The 16,989-nt window shown below is 47.3% G+C and carries 16 protein-coding genes; 11 read left to right on the top strand and 5 right to left on the bottom strand.

Annotated features, from left to right (window positions below; genetic code table 11):
- The first annotated feature begins 192 nt into the window (after positions 1 to 192).
- Positions 193 to 768: a TetR/AcrR family transcriptional regulator gene (locus QF041_RS18640; protein WP_221823956.1), complete on the top strand. Its 576-nt coding sequence runs from the start codon at positions 193 to 195 to the stop codon at positions 766 to 768.
- Positions 769 to 866: 98 nt separating this feature from the next.
- Here the strand turns inward: QF041_RS18640 and QF041_RS18635 are convergent, their stop codons facing one another.
- Positions 867 to 1,991 carry an LLM class flavin-dependent oxidoreductase gene (locus QF041_RS18635; RefSeq protein WP_307415286.1) on the bottom strand — a complete coding sequence of 375 codons (1,125 nt, stop codon included), beginning with the start codon at positions 1,989 to 1,991 and terminating at the stop codon, positions 867 to 869.
- A gap of 264 nt (positions 1,992 to 2,255) precedes the next feature.
- On the opposite strand from QF041_RS18635, the gene QF041_RS18630 reads away from it, so the two are divergent.
- The 10 genes from QF041_RS18630 (at position 2,256) to QF041_RS18585 (ending at position 13,278) form a co-directional block, all read left to right on the top strand.
- Positions 2,256 to 3,641 (top strand): transcriptional regulator, encoded by a 1,386-nt coding sequence (locus QF041_RS18630; RefSeq protein ID WP_307415285.1) that lies wholly within the window; start codon positions 2,256 to 2,258, stop codon positions 3,639 to 3,641.
- Positions 3,642 to 3,850: 209 nt separating this feature from the next.
- Positions 3,851 to 4,375 carry a pyruvate kinase gene (locus QF041_RS18625; RefSeq protein ID WP_307415284.1) on the top strand — a complete coding sequence of 175 codons (525 nt, stop codon included), beginning with the start codon at positions 3,851 to 3,853 and terminating at the stop codon, positions 4,373 to 4,375.
- Between the two features lie 309 nt (positions 4,376 to 4,684).
- On the top strand, positions 4,685 to 4,873 hold the full coding sequence (locus QF041_RS18620; protein ID WP_223868875.1) for an aspartyl-phosphate phosphatase Spo0E family protein: 189 nt from the start codon (positions 4,685 to 4,687) through the stop codon (positions 4,871 to 4,873).
- A 242-nt stretch (positions 4,874 to 5,115) separates the two neighbouring features.
- Positions 5,116 to 6,939 (top strand): sensor histidine kinase, encoded by a 1,824-nt coding sequence (locus tag QF041_RS18615; RefSeq protein WP_307415283.1) that lies wholly within the window; start codon positions 5,116 to 5,118, stop codon positions 6,937 to 6,939.
- 5 nt (positions 6,940 to 6,944) lie between these two features.
- Complete coding sequence (locus tag QF041_RS18610; RefSeq protein ID WP_307415282.1) at positions 6,945 to 7,712, top strand: response regulator transcription factor; 768 nt, start codon at positions 6,945 to 6,947, stop codon at positions 7,710 to 7,712.
- A 103-nt stretch (positions 7,713 to 7,815) separates the two neighbouring features.
- Positions 7,816 to 9,111, top strand: coding sequence for an ABC transporter substrate-binding protein (locus QF041_RS18605; protein WP_307415281.1), 1,296 nt, complete (start codon positions 7,816 to 7,818; stop codon positions 9,109 to 9,111).
- A gap of 30 nt (positions 9,112 to 9,141) precedes the next feature.
- Entirely contained in the window at positions 9,142 to 9,852 is a 711-nt protein-coding gene (locus tag QF041_RS18600; RefSeq protein WP_307415280.1) for a beta/alpha barrel domain-containing protein, read from the top strand.
- 277 nt (positions 9,853 to 10,129) lie between these two features.
- Positions 10,130 to 11,044 carry a carbohydrate ABC transporter permease gene (locus QF041_RS18595; RefSeq protein WP_307415279.1) on the top strand — a complete coding sequence of 305 codons (915 nt, stop codon included), beginning with the start codon at positions 10,130 to 10,132 and terminating at the stop codon, positions 11,042 to 11,044.
- Positions 11,028 to 11,882, top strand: coding sequence for a carbohydrate ABC transporter permease (locus QF041_RS18590; protein WP_307415278.1), 855 nt, complete (start codon positions 11,028 to 11,030; stop codon positions 11,880 to 11,882). The genes QF041_RS18595 and QF041_RS18590 overlap by 17 nt, the downstream gene beginning before the upstream one ends.
- 58 nt (positions 11,883 to 11,940) lie before the next feature.
- A complete protein-coding gene (locus QF041_RS18585; protein ID WP_307417003.1) occupies positions 11,941 to 13,278 on the top strand; it encodes an FAD-dependent oxidoreductase in 1,338 nt (445 codons plus the stop codon).
- 469 nt (positions 13,279 to 13,747) lie between these two features.
- On the opposite strand, the gene QF041_RS18580 is transcribed toward QF041_RS18585, so the two are convergent.
- From QF041_RS18580 to QF041_RS18565, 4 genes are all read right to left on the bottom strand, one after another.
- Positions 13,748 to 14,398: an amino acid ABC transporter permease gene (locus tag QF041_RS18580; RefSeq protein WP_307415277.1), complete on the bottom strand. Its 651-nt coding sequence runs from the start codon at positions 14,396 to 14,398 to the stop codon at positions 13,748 to 13,750.
- Positions 14,399 to 14,492: 94 nt separating this feature from the next.
- A complete protein-coding gene (locus QF041_RS18575; RefSeq protein WP_307415276.1) occupies positions 14,493 to 15,215 on the bottom strand; it encodes an amino acid ABC transporter permease in 723 nt (240 codons plus the stop codon).
- A gap of 101 nt (positions 15,216 to 15,316) precedes the next feature.
- Positions 15,317 to 16,150 carry a transporter substrate-binding domain-containing protein gene (locus QF041_RS18570; RefSeq protein WP_307415275.1) on the bottom strand — a complete coding sequence of 278 codons (834 nt, stop codon included), beginning with the start codon at positions 16,148 to 16,150 and terminating at the stop codon, positions 15,317 to 15,319.
- 39 nt (positions 16,151 to 16,189) lie between these two features.
- Positions 16,190 to 16,918 (bottom strand): amino acid ABC transporter ATP-binding protein, encoded by a 729-nt coding sequence (locus QF041_RS18565; RefSeq protein WP_307415273.1) that lies wholly within the window; start codon positions 16,916 to 16,918, stop codon positions 16,190 to 16,192.
- Positions 16,919 to 16,989 lie beyond the last annotated feature (71 nt).

The raw sequence follows: 16,989 nt of genomic DNA, 5'->3' as shown, positions 1-16,989 counted from the left end.
ACTAAACGCTTCGTTTACTAATTACAGTCATATAATAAACTAAACGTTTAGTATTGTAAATAGGCGATAGGAATTTTTTGTATGTCGAAGTAAGGTAAGAACGAAATTGTTTAATGTATCGGTATTTTAGTATAATGAACGTACAGTTTTTATGAATTAGAGATGCATTTGTTACACCAAGGAGGGCTTATGATGACAGCCAAAAGAGGGCGTCCCCGTAATGTGGAAACCCAGAATGCAATTCTTGCAGCTTCCTATGAATTATTATTGGAACACGGCTTCGGAGCGGTTACGATCGAAAAAATTGCTGAACGTGCTAAGGTGAGTAAAGCAACGATATATAAATGGTGGCCCAATAAAGGAGCTGTCATTATGGATGGGTACATGTCTGCGGCAACGGCAAGATTGCCTGTACCGGATACAGGATCGGTATTTGAGGATGTGCGCATTCATGCGAGCAATCTGGTTGATTTTTTGATCAGCCGGGAAGGAAAAGTGATCACACAAATTGTTGGAGAGGGTCAGTCTGATCCAGGTCTAGCAGAAGAATACCGAACCAGATACATCCAACCTCGTAGGCGTGAAGCGTGGGGAATTTTTGAAAAAGGTGTAGAACGGGGAGAGTTGAAAAAGGATTGTGACATCGGACTGTGCATAGACCTCGTCTATGGAGCGATGTTCTATCGCATGTTGGTAACTGGCGAACCGTTAGATACTGAATTCGTGCAGCGTTCGTTGGTTTCCTTGTTTGAAGGTATTAAATCTTGATCATAGAGAAGGACATCTTGGGGGAGGGAGAGGGCGATTCGCAAGTATCGCCCTGGGTGTGGGTGCAAAAGGCTTGTGGATGAATGGAGAATTGAGAACTACACCTGGAAGATCGGTGAGATGGCTGGGGGCCATGAATCAGGAGAATGCGATGTGGAAGTGGGAAGAGACTGGTTCAAGAGCGGGGGTTCATTCCATACCGAACTGGGCAGTTCGCGGCGTAATACAGGGGCAACTTCCTTGGCAAAACGCTCTACTTGCTCCAACTGCTCGCTATGCGTCAGTCCATCTACGCTGATACTCAGCACCTGATGTCCGTAAGCGGCATGGTAGTCCAGAATTTTCTCAATGACCTGCTCTGGACTGCCGATTAAAGCAGGGCCTCGTGCAATGTTATCCTCCAGATCGGTGAAGGGCGACTGGTTATGCTGTGCGGCGGCGGTGGCATGGAACGCTTCATAATATGGCTTATAACGTCGAATGGCTTCTTCGCCCGTATCCGCAAGATAGAGGCTGCCGGCACCAGAGCCAATCACTGCTTGCTGCGGATCATGACCATAATAATCGAGTCGTTCCCGATAATGATCAATTAACGCTTTGTATTTGGCTTGGGGGTGAAAAGAATTCGACGTAAAGATCGGCTCGCCATATTTGGCAGCGAGTTCCGTCGAGACCGTGCTGGACGCGCTACCATGCCAGATTGGGATGGATTGCTGAAGCGGCCTGGGCCACGTGGTCACTCCCTCAAGCGGAGGGCGATACGTTCCCTGCCAGGTTACATTCTCTTCAGACCACAGCCGTCTTAGCAGATGATAGCGTTCATCGAGTGAGTCCCATTGTTCCTCTTCGCTTATGCCGAACAGCGGATAGTGCCGAGGGTCATTGCCTTTCCCGATGATCATCTCCAGCCGTCCGCCCGATAATTGATCCAACGTGGCATAATCCTCGGCAACCCGGACTGGATCAAGTATACTAAGAACAGTGACGGTGGTTAGTAACCGAATGCGTGTGGTTACTGCGGCTATTGCCGTTAATACGACAGGTGGCGATGAGGACAGAAACGGCGCACCGTGTCGTTCACCGATTCCATAGGCATCGAATCCCAGTCGTTCAGCCAGCTTTGCCTGCTCTAATATATTGTGGAATTTCTGCTGAGTTGTCAGAGCTTCCCCGGTTACGGCATTAGGCAGATTCATCATGAGACTAAACAAGGCAAATTTCATCTGACCTTCTCCTCGAACTGAATTGATAGTACCTGTGTCGTATAATCCTATTGAAATAGTAGGATATGTAAGTTGGATTAAATGTATCACGTTCTCACGGATTCTTCTAATGGATTTTTTCTATAAGCAGGAACAGCGAGGCCTCCTTGCATAAATGTGAAGGAAATTGCCACGATTTTTATTGACCGCTGTAAAATTTAGGATTAAAATTGTGCTTATCATATAAATTCAAAATTATGGATTTTCATTGTGGAGGTGGGATACATGGAACCTACAACTACGATACGCTCATATATTGAGGACTACATCAGGAAACAGGGGTACACCCTGCAGTATTTTGCCGATATATCGGGAGTTAACGCTGGAACGCTTAGTGCAATTATTAAGGGGACTCGGCCCATCGCTATGGCGCAACTGGATCTGATTACCCAAGGCATGAAGCTGGAAGAGGGGTATTTCTACGAGATTTATGGGGCTGAATGTTTCGTGGAATCGGCACCTCATTGGAGGAGACTGGAACCATTCCTGCAACGCTGTGCTGAATTGGACAAGCTGGAATGTATTCATAAGGTTATCCAGGAAGTGACGGATGATCGCTCGTATATCTCGGAGTTGTTCGAGATGGCGGAAGGCATGCTTGAACGTGGACAGACGAAGGCTGCACGGATGTTGTACGAATGTGTGGCAGAGTGTGAGAAATACCAACATTCGGAACGTCTGGCTTTGTGCCAGTATCGCATCTTCACCCTCTCGCTTGGTCAGAATCAACATGATAACCTGCGGGCCGCTGTGCACTTTGAGCCATATATTAATCGGCTGGATGAGGAACGGCAACTGGATGCGATAAAAGACCTGGCGAATACGTATGCTTCACTTCGATATCGGGACAAGGTTTTTAATCTGGCTGAAGAATTAGATCAGAAAACAAAAATTTTACAATCGTATACAAAGAAGAAAATAGATAAAAGCGATAGACTCACTGCCTATCCTTTATTCGTATATAGAGCTTATTCCAATTTGCTTAAATCATCGGCATGTGAGAAGCAGGGACGTTATGAAGAAGCTTTGCTCTATACAGAAGTCTATGCCAAGCTTGCTAAAGTCTCTGAACCGGATGAAGAGGATCAAATTTTTATTGATAAATTCGCTGGTTGGGCGGAAGCCAATACTTATTTATATAAATTGATGATGGGTGACCAGAGTGTTTTACCTGCTTATATGGAATTTATTGAAGAAAATGAAGAGGAAATTTTACCTGCAATCATTAATATTTTGGAGGCAGCTAATAAGTTCGATAGAAATATTGATGATATTTTGTATAAGTTCAGCGATCGAATTAACTCGGAAATTAACTGTTTAAAAGGATATACTGAGCAGATGAAAAATGAAATTTATGCTGCATTCTTGTTGGAACGTTCTCTTTATCACTTAAATCGTCATGAATATCCAGAGGGTTTGAAGCAACTTATTCACTGTCTGAGAGAGTCTGTACGATTTAACAATCAAACAGATATCATTCATTGTGTTTCCTTGTATGAGAAGTACAAAAACATGGGTACCACTGAAATCGAGCATCAGTACAAACTTATCATGATGGAGGTTCAGAAATCCTATGAAAAAAAAGAAAATCTACTATATAATTTTGCTTAGTATTATGATTATTAATGTAAGTCAATTAGCTAATTTTAATAGTGATGGAATTACACAAATAATGTCTGTAACGCATGGCGAAGGAAGACTATAACAGCTAAGATATATTAAATTCTTTCATTAACATGCGTCTTATTTCCGGGATATGGAGATGGGGCGCTTATTTGTACTATCCATTAGATCATCCATAACGAAAAGAGGATTTATCATTGCAGATTGATATTCAGAAGCTTTACGACAAATATATAACGTTAAACATCCCTAATCCATTCACTTTAGAGCAAATTCATGATCGACTAACCAAGAAATACTACGCTGAGAAGGTAGATTTAGAAGAGTTTTCCGACTTGCGCAACGACCCTCATGCGGGATTTGATCAGGCGGTTGCAGCTTATGTATTTAAGGATGAAAGGGGAACCAAGCAATTAATTAGCCTGAACAAGGATGAAGATATCCATGAGCCACTGGAATTTGCATGGATAATCAATTCCACTGTGCGAGGATTTTCTCTTCTATTAACTCTTGAAATCGATGTATTTTATGGGATGGAAGAGAGTGAGATGACTCTTGGCAATCAATGTTTTGAGGAATATCTGATCTTACTCTATTTAACAGGTTACATTAAGTTTGAGAATGACTCCTTCATTAATCTATTGCGTGCTCGTTATCGAGAGGGCTACAGACTTCGTTATTTTGGTATGCAGAACGGTGATGAAAATTATCTATACAAATAGATTACTTTTCGATAAAATTATTAACTTCTCGCGAGAGAAAGGTGCAAGAGATACTTAGGGAAAAATGGATAATATATCCATAACGCCTTTAACGGTAAAGGATTCGCGTATTCTCGAATACGATATGTAGACATGTTATAATTTTCTTTGCCCACATCTTGTAGGAAAGAATAGACGTCAACTCTCTATGCAAAATGCTTGATGTTGAAAGTATCTCTATGTAAATAAATATTTTATTCTGCAAAGGAATATAATATGAATTTTTTGGCAATGTATCCTAAAATGTTATACAAAGAGGGGGTGCATGCTGTGAGTGAACCGGTACAGATCACAGATAAAATCGAACGGAACAGGCAAGAGTTGAGTCGTTTGGCGGAGAATCATGGCATGCAGGACAACCAAGTCCTCCGACAGTCCATGGTACTGGACGAGCTTATTAATGAATATAATCGATTCAAATATAAAAGCCATCTCAGGAACAGACAACCGATTGCATAATGCAGTCGGTTTTTTTGTCTAAATAGTGTTCTATAGAAATAGCGTAGTCGACTGTAGCGATACAGTCGGCTTTTTGGCGTTCACCCTGAAACCTATGCGGATAACTTGAAATTCCGTACCAATTCCAGGATTGGCAGGATAGCGGATGATCATTAAAACTGGATATGATGACCCCAGTTATATCCAGATTGATCTGTGAAGGGGGCTCATACAATGATCGGGAGAGGGAGGGATGAACGGAAATGATGGACAAGGTACGCATTTTTTTCGGAAAAAATGTAAACCTGCGCACCAAGTTGCTCCTGTTGTTCCTGGCGCTGACGTTGCTGCCGCTAAGTTTGCAGGGATTGATGAACTGCAAGCATTTCTCGAAGACGATGGATCGCAAGACCGAGCAGTTCACCATTGATATGGTTCGCCAGATTAACTCTAATCTGAATCGGCTGCTGAAGGACTATGAGCGGTTGTCGCTCTTGCCGCTTTACGATCAGATGGTGCTTGGTATTCTGGGCAAATACAACGCTTCAATGGGGTCGGGAACATGGGCGAGGTCTGAGGATTATCTGAAAATGAAGCTTTACACATCGGGTCAAGCTTATGACCGGCCCGAGATTCGGGGAATTCACCTGATCAGCAACAGCGGCATTTTGTTCTCCAATCTCGATTCGCTGGCGGTCAAGCCGGTATGGGACAGCAGGCAGGATGATTGGTTTGCAGAGCTTGAAGATTCGGAAGGGACATGGCGCCTGCTTCCTCCGCATCATCCCAGCTATTACACGGGTGGTCAGCAAGAATCGTATATATCGGTGGGCAGAGTGCTTCGAGATCCGGGTACGCTCCAGCGACTGGGTTACATTCTGATTGATATCCGGCTGGAGGCCTTCGGTCAACTGTTATCCAATCTGAATTATGAGCAAGATGCAAGCCTGATGATTGTAGACAGCAAACAGCGTCTGCTGTTCGAACGGACCTCAACCGGAGGAATGTCTGCGTACGACCAGTTGCTAATGCATGGACAGCTTCAAAGCTATGCAGGAAACCAAAAAGTTATTCTGGATGGGCAGCCCTATCTCTATGTACAACACCATTCCAGCTATTCTGGGCTTTCGGTGATCAGTCTTACACCTATTGCTGTGATTCAAAAGGAGTCGGGTGAGATGCTCACCTTTACAATATGGTTCGCAGTGTTATGTATGGCGGGTATAGCGATTTTGGCGGTTCTGTTATCCTATCGTATCACCCGGCCGCTGATTCGACTGAAGCACCACATGATTCGGGTGGAGCAGGGAGATTTTAGCCAGCGGGTAGCACACTTCAGCAGTGATGAATTCGGACAGATTAGCCGGGGCTTTAACCGAATGATGGAAGAGATTCATCGACTGTTCAATGAGGTGTTTCTGCTGGGCATTCAAGAGCGGGAGGCAGAGTTGTCAGCGTTACAAAGCCAGATGAATCCCCATTTTATATACAACACGCTGGAGTCCATTAACATGATGGCCATTCGCCAGAAGCATGCTGAGGTGTCGGACATGGTGACGGCGCTTGGCAAGCTGCTGCGCTATACGATTGATAAGGTGGACCGGATGGTTCCACTTGGAGAAGAACTGGCTTTTGTACAATCCTATGTACGCATTCAACAGGTACGTTACGACGGCAAGTTGGAGATTATCTATGACATCGAAGAAGGGATAACCGAGTATTTGATTCCTAAGCTGGTACTGCAACCGCTGGTGGAAAATGCCGTCTACCACGGCATTGAAGGGCAGGAAAATGGAGGAGTAATCTGGGTATCTGCCTTGAAATTCGACCACGAACTGCTGATTAGTGTACGAGACAACGGTAAGGGTATGACTCAGGCAAAGATTGACGAGTTAAATGAGTCCATATCAAAACAGCCTTCCAATGAGGCATTACGTTGCCATGCCGGGGACAGTCTGGGGCTTAACAATATCGCTCAGAGGATTCGCCTCATGTATGGAGAAGGCGGCAGCCTAAGCATTGATGGGAGTCCCGGGCAGGGCCTGGTGGTCACGATATCCATTCAACTTCTACCGAAAGGGGATTGAAGCGCATGTATAAAGTATTGCTTGTAGAGGATGAGACGGTCATCCGTCAGGGACTAAGGGAGTTGATCGTACAAGTGTCTTCTCAGTTTCAGGTAACGGGCGAAGCGTCGAGCGGTACCGAGGCACTGGATTTTCTGAGATGTGAGGTGCCGGATGTGTTAATTACGGATATCCGTATGCGTGAAATGGACGGACTAGCTTTGTTAAGCAAAGCCAGAGACATGTACCCTGAATTGCTAATGCTCATCATTAGCGGCTACGGTGAATTTGAATATGCACGCAGAGCGATGGAGTTTGGGGTGTTGAACTACCTGTTGAAGCCAATCGATCGTTATGAACTGGCATTATGCATACAAAAGATTCAATTGCTGCTGGATCGCAGATACGGTATTACAACTCTTTCTATCCCTGAGCCATCTGGGAAAGCAGAACACGCTGGTGGAGATACACGGAAGATTATCCGAGATGTGAAGGAGCACATCAAGCAACATCCTGATGGAGATCTGCGACTTCAGACGATAGCAGATCTTGTTAACTTGAACCCTACTTATTTGAGCCAGTTGTTTAAGAACGAAATAGGCATCAATTATTCCGAATACATCACTGAGGCGCGTATGGAGCGAGCCAAGTGGCTGCTGATCAACACGGGTCTCAAAATCTATGATGTGGCACGGTTATCCGGGCATCAGAGCCCCAAACACTTCATGTTGGTGTTCAAGCAGCAGGTGGGATGGACCGCAGGAGAATATCGAGACCGATTCAGTATCTCTTGAAAAACCATACCATTTCTGTAGTTGACGTGATTTAAGGGGGAACGATGCTTTCGTTATACTTTGGTTGCACATGTATACCACGACGTCCATAAGGGGGATTTACATGAAAAAAGCAGGACTGATACTGGTGTTTGTACTCATGATGATGGCTTCAATCGCGTGCGCAAGCTCCAATTCTAACAGTGAATCTGGCAGTGCAAGCGGAGAGAATGGAGAGGTCGAGCTGAAGTTCATGATGTGGGGCAATCAGGCGCATATGGATGTATACAACAAGTTGATCGATGACTTCACAAAGGAAAATCCAGGCATCAAAGTAACGATGGAATCCGTACCTTTCGCAGAATACCAGCAAAAAATTTCGGTGCTTGCCGCCGGAGGCTCCCTTCCCGATCTCGCCTGGGTATCGGAGCGAATGGTGCCACAATTCAAGTCCAACCATATTCTGGCCGATGTATCCGAGTTCAAGGATGATGCACAGTTTAAGCTGGATGATTATATTCCAAGTACATTGGATTTGTTCCGTGATGGCGATCAACTGCTGGGGCTACCTTTCTCTACACCTCCGGTGGTCATGTTTTACAATAAAACGCTGTTTGACCAAGCCGGTCTGACTGATCCAAACTCACTTGCCACCCAAGGAAAATGGACATGGGAACAGTTCGAAGAGTCCGCCAAAGCCATTACCAGCAAGGATGCGACCAACCGAGTCTATGGTGCCAACTTTTTTCGCGACTGGAAGACCTGGGCGGTGCTTTCTTCCTACTCCTGGTCCAATGGAAGCGGTCCATTCGACGAAGGCATGACAACGTTCACTTGGAACGATGCCTATGGCGTACAGACCTTTGAATTACTGGAACGCATGATGTTCACCGATGAATCACACCCGAAGGCGGGCGAACAGGTCAGCTTTGATGCGGGTAATGTGGGCATGTTCTTTGATAATTACAGCTATGTTTCCAAAGCAAGGGAAATTACGGATTTTGAATGGAGCATCGCTCCTATGCCTTCCGGTTCTCAAGGCAGTGTGCCGATGCTGGGGCAGGCCGGATATGCCATGTTCAACGACAGCAAACATCCAGAGGAAACGAAGAAACTGTTGAAGTATTTTGCCAGTGAGCAGGGGATTCAGGCGACAGCCACCTACTTTGTACCTCCGCGTACCTCTGTTCTGAACTCAGATGCATTCATTCTTCAGCCGAATAACCCGAGCAAAGAGCATATCGTGCAGGCCGTCATTGATGAAATGCCAAAAGCGCGCTTAATTCCCGGTCATATCCGTTGGCAGGATATTGACAATGCGGTATTGCAGGGATTTGACCGACTGTTTGCAAAGACAGCGACAGCTGAGGATAACCTGAAACAAATGCAGGAAGAGATCCAAAGTGTGTTGCAACCCTAAATCATTCGATCGAAACCGGAGGTGAGAACGATGGGCAAATTCAAAGAATTACTTGAGCAGAAACCGCTGTCGCTGGTGGTCAGTCTACCTGAGAATGATATTGCTTTGGCTCGGGCAGCTATGGAAGAGGGCGCTGATGCACTGAAGGTGCATTATAATGTCGGTCATCGCGCCAGTGGGAATCATTTTGGTCCATTAGACATGTATGCCGAGGTATTTCGGGCGATCCGCAGTGAGTTTGGTGGTCCGCTTGGGGTCGTACCTTCTGGCAGTATAGATGGAGCACAAAGGGAGGATGTGGAGGGGCTTTCCGGGCTGGGTTTTGATTTCTATTCCATCTATGCACATCACTTGCCATCCTTCATGTTGAATGACTTGGGGCTGGACCCAACGTTTGCGATCAATGAAGAATATGATGCTTCCCTCGTAACATCGGCAGCGCACTTCGGCTTCACCGCTCTGGAGGCATCCATTGTACCTGGAAAAGAATATGGTACACCGCTCAGCTTTGCGGATGTGCTTAAGTATCGCCGGCTGGTCTTGCAAGCCCAGGTACCGGTATTGGTTCCTTCCCAGCGAAAGCTGGTGCCGGAGGATGTTCGGGTGCTGCGCGATACCGGGGTGAAGGCGATCATGCTTGGGGCAGTCGTGACAGGCAACACGGAGGAACAGCTACGAAGGGCTGTGAACGGGTTCCGCAATGCGGTGGACAGTCTGAACCGTCCGAACTATATAAGTTGAACTAAAGAATATTTACACTTGCCACTCCGATGCCAGAACAACCTTCCGATCGCTGTTATCCCCAGATTTTTTTTGAATCCCTATATAAAGGGAAAATCCGGGGATAAGCATATGCTTCCGATGCAGCTTTCTTCCAGAAAGCTTTTAGGCGACCACTTCGCTTCTTCAGGTTTTTTCTGTCCTCTACGTTCTTGTGTAAATGTATAGTTCACCTTATATAGAATCGTCGCAGAGTTCAGCTTCGGAGGAAATTGGATTAAAAGGGGGAGGCCTGATTGTGACCCATTCACGCAAGCGCAAAAGAGGGGGGCCGCTCGCCAGAGAGGCCCAGATCGCAGGTTGGCTGTTTGTATCGCCGATGGTGCTTGGGTTTACCCTGCTGCTGTTATTTCCCATGGGTCTCGCGTTATACATGAGCCTGACCGATTGGCCGCTGCTGGGGGACCTTCATTTTATTGGATTGGAGAATTACCGGAATATTATGACAGACGCGATGTTCTGGAAAGTGCTCGCCAATACGGTTTATTTCACAACGGGGCTGGTGCCGCTTAATATTGTGCTCGCCCTGCTGCTAGCGTTGCTGCTATCCAGAAATCTGCGGGGCATCGGAATTTTCCGAACAGCGATCTTTGTTCCGGTCATGACCTCGCTGATCGTATGGGCCATCGTGTGGAAGCTGATGTATGCGACAGAGTCTGGATTGATTAATCAGCTTCTGTTGATGCTGGGCATCAAGGGTCCGGCCTGGCTTTACAATCCGGATTTGGCAATGCCAGCGGTTATCGTGACAAGTGTGCTGAAAAATGTCGGTCTGAATATGGTGCTGTTCATTGCAGCGATTCAGCAGGTACCGCGTTCACTGTACGAAGCAGCAACATTAGATGGGGCGGGCAAAAGGGGAACCTTCTTTCACGTCACGCTGCCCATGATCACGCCAACCGTATTTTTGACCGTAGTTATGACCGTGATTGGTTCACTCAAAGTATTCGGGCAGATCTATGTGATGACACAGGGCGGGCCGAGCAACAGCACAAAGGTATTGGTTTATTATATCTGGGAAAAAGCATTCAAATTATTTCAGTTTGGCTATGCTTCTGCTCTCGCATATGTACTGTTCTTTATCGTGCTAATTCTGACGCTGCTGCAATGGCAGCTCCGAAAGAGGTGGGTATTCAATGAAGGCGATGCCTAGTCCTTCGGGGCGGAAGATAGGAAGTACTCTGGGGACGTATTTGTTGCTGACCCTGATTTCCCTCATTATGATTGTGCCATTTATCTGGATGATATCGACATCATTCAAGGAACCCCAGAGCATATTCACCTATCCACCGCAGTGGATACCGGAACCATTCCGATTTCAGAACTACATCGATGTCTTTCGATTGATTCCGTTTCACCGTTTTTATTGGAACAGTATCTACATTTCTGCGTTGGTTGTGCTAGGAACAGTATTTTTTGCTTCCCTCGCTGGTTACGCATTTGCCAAAATTCCGTTTAAAGGACGTAATGTGGTATTTCTCATCCTGCTGAGTGCGATGATGATTCCCCATGAGGTGACGGCGATACCGATGTTTCTGTTCATGCGGCAGCTGGGGTGGATTGATACCCATCTTCCTTTAATTTTGCTGCCGATCTTTGGCGCGGGTGGTGTATTTGGCATCTTTGTGATGCGGCAGTTCTTCATTACGGTGCCAACTGAGCTGGAGGAAGCGGCGATGATGGACGGCTGCAACCGATTCCGGATATATGCGCGAATTATGCTGCCCATTGCCAAGCCGGGTATGGCTACGCTGACGATCTTTACGTTTTTGACGATCTGGAATGAGTTTTTTGATCCGTTGATCTTCATTAACTCGCGTGATCTAATGACGCTGCCGCTTGGATTATCCCTGTTTACAGATGAAGTGGGTACAGCCTGGCAATATCTGATGAGCGCCACCGTCATGGCGACCTTGCCACTGTTAATTGTTTTTTTTCTGGCACAGCGGCGCTTCATTGAGGGGGTTGCCATGACGGGACTGAAAGAGTAAGCCGTGTAATACGTGTATAGAACGGAAGGAGGGACAACATTTGCGTGAACGGATGAGCATGAAAAAAGAAGAAGCAGATGTCGTTATTGTGGGAGGGGGCCCTGCGGGTATAGCGGCAGCCATTGCGGCTGGACGGCAGGGTATACGAACAGTGCTGGTGGAGCGATATGGATTCGTGGGCGGGATGTCAACCGCTGCTATGGTTTATCCTTGGATGACTTTCCACACAGAGCGCGGTGAGCAGGTCATTAAAGGCATTGCGCAGGAGATTGTGGATCGTTTGCAGGCATGTGGCGGCTCCCCGGGGCATTTGCGCGATACGGTTGGATTTGTGCATACCGTCACGCCGTACCATCCAGCCATCTTTCAGGTGGTTGCAGCAGAGATGTTGCAGGAGGCTGGTGTCCGGCTGTTATTGCACAGCTTTGTGGACGAGGTGGTCGTTGTAGAGGATCGGGTGGAAGCGGTGCGAGTGACCAACAAGTCTGGAAGAACGGAGTTCCATGCGAACGTATTCGTGGATGCAAGCGGTGATGCGGATCTGGCTTATCTTGCGGGTGCTTCAGTGGCAAAGGGACGAGACGGCGACCATCAGTCACAGCCAATGACCATGAAATTCCGTATGCGTGGTGTGGATCTTGGACAAGTGAAACAATACATGCTGGAGCACCCGGAGGATTTCTATGCCAAGACCCCCTTCTCGGAGCTGGACAGCATTCCGTTAACCGGGGTGAGCGGCTTCTACTCCCAGTGGAAAAAAGCAGGTGTGCCGATTAATCGCGACCAGGTATTATTTTTTACCGGACCGGCAGAGGATGAAGTGCTGATTAATTGTACGCGGGTGCAGGGACTTGATGCGACGGATGCCGAGGATCTGACCTCTGCGGAACAGGAAGGGCGGAAGCAGGTGCTGATGATCGCTGAGTTTTTGCAGCGTGATGTGCCTGGATTCGAACGGGCTTCGATCTCGGCAGTAGCGCCGCAGATTGGTATTCGTGAATCGAGACGGATTATTGGGCAGTATGAATTGACCCAGGCGGATGTAGTTGTAGGACAAAAGTTTGACGATGTGATCGCTAGAAGCGGTTACCCGATTGATATTCATGACCCTTCGGGTCAAGGCGTTGTGGCTGCCTTTATAGAGGGAGATGGGGCGTACGATATTCCGTATCGCTGTCTGATCTCTCGCAATATCCGCAATCTGCTGGCGGCAGGACGCTGCATCTCCACCACACATGAGGCGCATGCAACGACAAGGTTGACTCCAAGCTGTATGGCTACCGGGGAGGCCGCGGGAACAGCGGCTGCACTAACAGTGAAGATGAAGCTGGACCCGGTGGAACTGCCGATCGAGCTGTTACAGGCGGAATTACGTCGCAACGGAGCAGCGATCTAGCGGATGAGCTGATTGTGGACGAATTGGGCGAATCGGGTGAATCATTAATAGTGGGATTGGGTGTTTATTTAATTCGCGGTGGCGTAAGTTTTAACGAACCTGAGACGTCTAATTCCGGGATATAAGCTGAAATGAAAAATGTAACGAATCTCAGTGAAGCTATTTTACTCCAAACGCTTAAATAGGGGGTAAAAGCGGGATGAATCGGAAGAATAGAGCGTCTACGATTCGTTAGATTAGAAACTATCCCCAAAATAGCTAAATAAGCTTCCCTCAGTTCGTTAGAAATTGGTGGGAAGCTTGTGAATTGATGAGCATAACTGTAGCCCCAAAGACTCCAAATCTACTACATAGGTGGGTTTAGAGTCTTTGGGGCGCTTTCATTCTTTTCATCTATTAGGTTCTTTCCTTCATGCCTAATCATATCTGATCAATCACGGGGTTTCGGTTGCCTTATTCCCTCCGATTATCAATTCATCCGTGCCTCAAGTCGCCTTGCGACAATGGACAGCGCGTAGTTGATCACAAAATACAATACGGCTGCGAGCAGCAGGGCCGGGATAATATAATCGAAACTTTGACCGCCAAGGATCTGCACGTTGTGCATCAGTTCCGGCAGAGAGATGATGATCGCCAGTGAAGTATCCTTCAGGAGTGAGATGAACTGGCTGACCATCGGCGGGGACATGCGGCGTAGCGCCTGTGGCATGATGATGCCACCGAGGGTCTGCATGTAGCTCAAGCCCGAGGAGCGGGCAGCTTCCACCTGACCGCGCTCAACGGACTTCAGACCGCTACGGACGATCTCGGCGATCATCGCGCCTTCAAACAGACTCAGTCCAACAACTGTGGACCAGAAGACGGACATTTTAATCCCGAGCTGTGGAAGTACCATGTGAATGAAGAAAATGATGAGCAGCAGCGGCAGATTCCGGATCGTATCCACGATCACTGCCACGATCTGTGACAGAACAGGGATACGGGTATACCGGATCGTACCCAGCACAGTGCCAAGCACAAAGCTGAATATAATGGATAGCCCTGCTACCTGCAGGGTAATCAGGAATCCTTGAAGCAGGAAACGAAGGTTGGGCCACGCATAGGCCCCGCTAAAGTCCATATTTTATTAGCCTCCTTCTGTATGCAGGAATGGAATATTGAAGATCAATAGATGGGGCATGGACTGTGTATAGAGCAATTCAAGCACCGCAGCATTACATGGTGACCTGACCTGCCGGTTTGTTCTTTTTCGGTTTGCCCTTGGTGCTGCGCGCCTCTGCATCGCTCTGTCCAAACCTGCGCTCCATATAATGCACCAAGAAGCTAAGTGGTAGTGTCATTACCAGATAGAACAGCGCAACAATGGTGTACACACTTAGCGGTTGGAACGTATCTGAGTTAACCAGGTCGGCAAAATACATAAGATCCATACCGGCGACAACGGCAAGAATGGATGAGTTTTTGACCAAATTGATGAACTGGTTGCCAATGGACGGCAGTACAATCTTGATGGCCTGGGGCAGAATGATCAGGTTCATGGCCTGTACATAGGACAAGCCTGAAGACCTTGCTGCTTCCAGTTGTCCACGCGGCACGGTCTGAATGCCCGCTCGGATCGCTTCGGCAATGAAAGCGGCGGTGTAGATGGTCAGACCCAGAGTGCCGGAGACAAATCCATCCAGCGAGATGCCTAGTGCAGGCAGTCCAAGATAGAAGAAAAACACAACCAACAGCAATGGGATATTTCGAATAAATTCCACAAAAGCCGTGCCAATCCAGTTCAGCGGTTTCACAGGGGATATCCGAAAGATAGCCAGGATCGCGCCAAGGATAAAGCTGCCAATGAGAGCCATAATGCTCACTTGAATCGTATTCAGGAACCCTTCCAGAAAACGATCCGAGTGTCGCGTTAGTACGCTGAAATCCAATGTGCCCATATAGGCGAAGCCTCCGTTCTCCAGATGTAGAAACGGCGATTACGTCTGCTCATGCTTCGCATCCAACAGACGAATTCGCCGCTTACCTATCTTAATTCGGGTTACTCGGGCTTGGAGCCCAGCCATTTCTCATGTAATGTGTCATATTCCCCGCTGTCTTTCATGCTTTTGAGCAGCGTGTTGACTTCCTCCACGAAGGCAGTGTCGCCTTTGCGAATGGCCATACCATAAGGTTCGCTTGTGAAATTGCCACCAACCAATTGGAAGCTGTTATCCGTCTGTTGCATACCGATGAGGATGATGTTATCTGTGGTCAGCGCTTCGCCTTTACCTGCTTTGAGAGCAGTGAATGCATCCTGATAGTTATCGAATTCAAGCACCTCAGCATCCGGGGCTTTCTCGCGAATGTTCTGAGCGGATGTGGAGCCTTTCACCGCGAGTACTTTCACCCCGCTGAGGCTTTCCAGGCCGGTAATCGCACTGTCGTTTTTCACCAGCAGGGATTGGCCTGCCTCGAAATAAACATCACTGAAATCGACCTGTTCCTTACGCTCATCCGTAATTGTCATCGTGGCGATGATGATGTCGATGTCTCCATTTTGCAGCATGGGAACACGTGTCTTGGAAGTGACCTCTTTCAGTTCGACCTTTGTCTCATCTCCAAGGATCTGTTTGGCGAGTGCCTTGGCGATATCAATATCGAATCCTTCAACGTTGCCACTTGCGGGATCTTTCAAGCCAAACAGCTTCGTATCGTATTTCACACCGGCGATGAGCTTGCCGCGTTCCTTAATCCGCTCAATTGTGCCTTTCGCCTCGGCGTCACCACCACCACCGCTCGTCGAAGGTGTATCTGTACCTGTACTACAACCTGACAATACAAGGGAGAGAATGAGGACAAGCATAAATGATGGCCATTTCAATAATTTCTTCATGAATAAAGACCCCTTTCAAAATGGAATATTGGATTATTCTCAATGATGAATCAGACGGCTCAGGAATTGCTGTGCTCGTTCTTCTCTGGGGTTGTCAAAAAATTTGGCAGCGTTGGCCTCTTCTACAATTCGGCCTTCGTCCATGAAGATGACCCGGTCCGCAACTTCGCGGGCGAATCCCATCTCATGGGTAACAACGACCATGGTCATGCCATTATGGGCAAGGGAACGCATAACATCGAGGACTTCCCCGATCATCTCGGGATCGAGAGCAGAGGTAGGTTCGTCAAAAAGCATGATTTTGGGCTCCATGGCGAGTCCTCTGGCGATGGCTACCCGTTGTTGTTGTCCACCTGACAACTGGGAGGGATAACTGTCTGCTTTGTCGGCAATGCCCACCCGGGTCAGATACTTCATTGCTGTTGCGGCTGCCTGTTCTTTGGGTTGTTTGCGCACTTTCATGGGTGCAAGGGTAATGTTATCGATGACTTTTTTGTGAGGATAAAGATTGAAGTGTTGAAATACCATGCCGATGTCACGGCGGAAGAGGTTAATGTCCACCTTTTTCTGATGTAGAGGAATCCCACTGACGACAAGTTCACCTTCGGTAATGGTCTCCAGGCGGTTAATACAGCGGAGTAATGTGCTTTTGCCGGAGCCGGAAGGTCCGATAATGACGACGACCTCTCCTTCTTCAATGTGAAGATGGATATCCTTGAGGACATGAAAATGACCGAAATGCTTCTGGACACCCCTAAATTCAATCAAGAGTACACCCCATCCTTTCTGCAACGTCTGTGTGTAAAAGGGATAATAAGGAATAAATTGAAACTAGTTAT

It is taken from the genome of Paenibacillus sp. W2I17 (assembly GCF_030815985.1).
Lineage (GTDB): Bacteria > Bacillota > Bacilli > Paenibacillales > Paenibacillaceae > Paenibacillus.
Note: the sequence above shows the minus strand (reverse complement) of the source record. Positions and strands in the feature narration are given on the sequence as shown.

Excerpts from the sequence above, each read along its gene's own strand:
- QF041_RS18640 (WP_221823956.1), top strand. The coding sequence starts at position 193 with ATGACAGCCAAAAGAGGGCGTCCCCGTAATGTGGAAACCCAGAATGCA.
- QF041_RS18635 (WP_307415286.1), bottom strand. The coding sequence starts at position 1,991 with ATGAAATTTGCCTTGTTTAGTCTCATGATGAATCTGCCTAATGCCGTA.
- QF041_RS18630 (WP_307415285.1), top strand. The coding sequence starts at position 2,256 with ATGGAACCTACAACTACGATACGCTCATATATTGAGGACTACATCAGG.
- QF041_RS18615 (WP_307415283.1), top strand. The coding sequence starts at position 5,116 with ATGATGGACAAGGTACGCATTTTTTTCGGAAAAAATGTAAACCTGCGC.
- QF041_RS18610 (WP_307415282.1), top strand. The coding sequence starts at position 6,945 with ATGTATAAAGTATTGCTTGTAGAGGATGAGACGGTCATCCGTCAGGGA.
- QF041_RS18605 (WP_307415281.1), top strand. The coding sequence starts at position 7,816 with ATGAAAAAAGCAGGACTGATACTGGTGTTTGTACTCATGATGATGGCT.
- QF041_RS18600 (WP_307415280.1), top strand. The coding sequence starts at position 9,142 with ATGGGCAAATTCAAAGAATTACTTGAGCAGAAACCGCTGTCGCTGGTG.
- QF041_RS18590 (WP_307415278.1), top strand. The coding sequence starts at position 11,028 with ATGAAGGCGATGCCTAGTCCTTCGGGGCGGAAGATAGGAAGTACTCTG.
- QF041_RS18585 (WP_307417003.1), top strand. The coding sequence starts at position 11,941 with ATGAAAAAAGAAGAAGCAGATGTCGTTATTGTGGGAGGGGGCCCTGCG.
- QF041_RS18580 (WP_307415277.1), bottom strand. The coding sequence starts at position 14,398 with ATGGACTTTAGCGGGGCCTATGCGTGGCCCAACCTTCGTTTCCTGCTT.
- QF041_RS18575 (WP_307415276.1), bottom strand. The coding sequence starts at position 15,215 with ATGGGCACATTGGATTTCAGCGTACTAACGCGACACTCGGATCGTTTT.
- QF041_RS18570 (WP_307415275.1), bottom strand. The coding sequence starts at position 16,150 with ATGAAGAAATTATTGAAATGGCCATCATTTATGCTTGTCCTCATTCTC.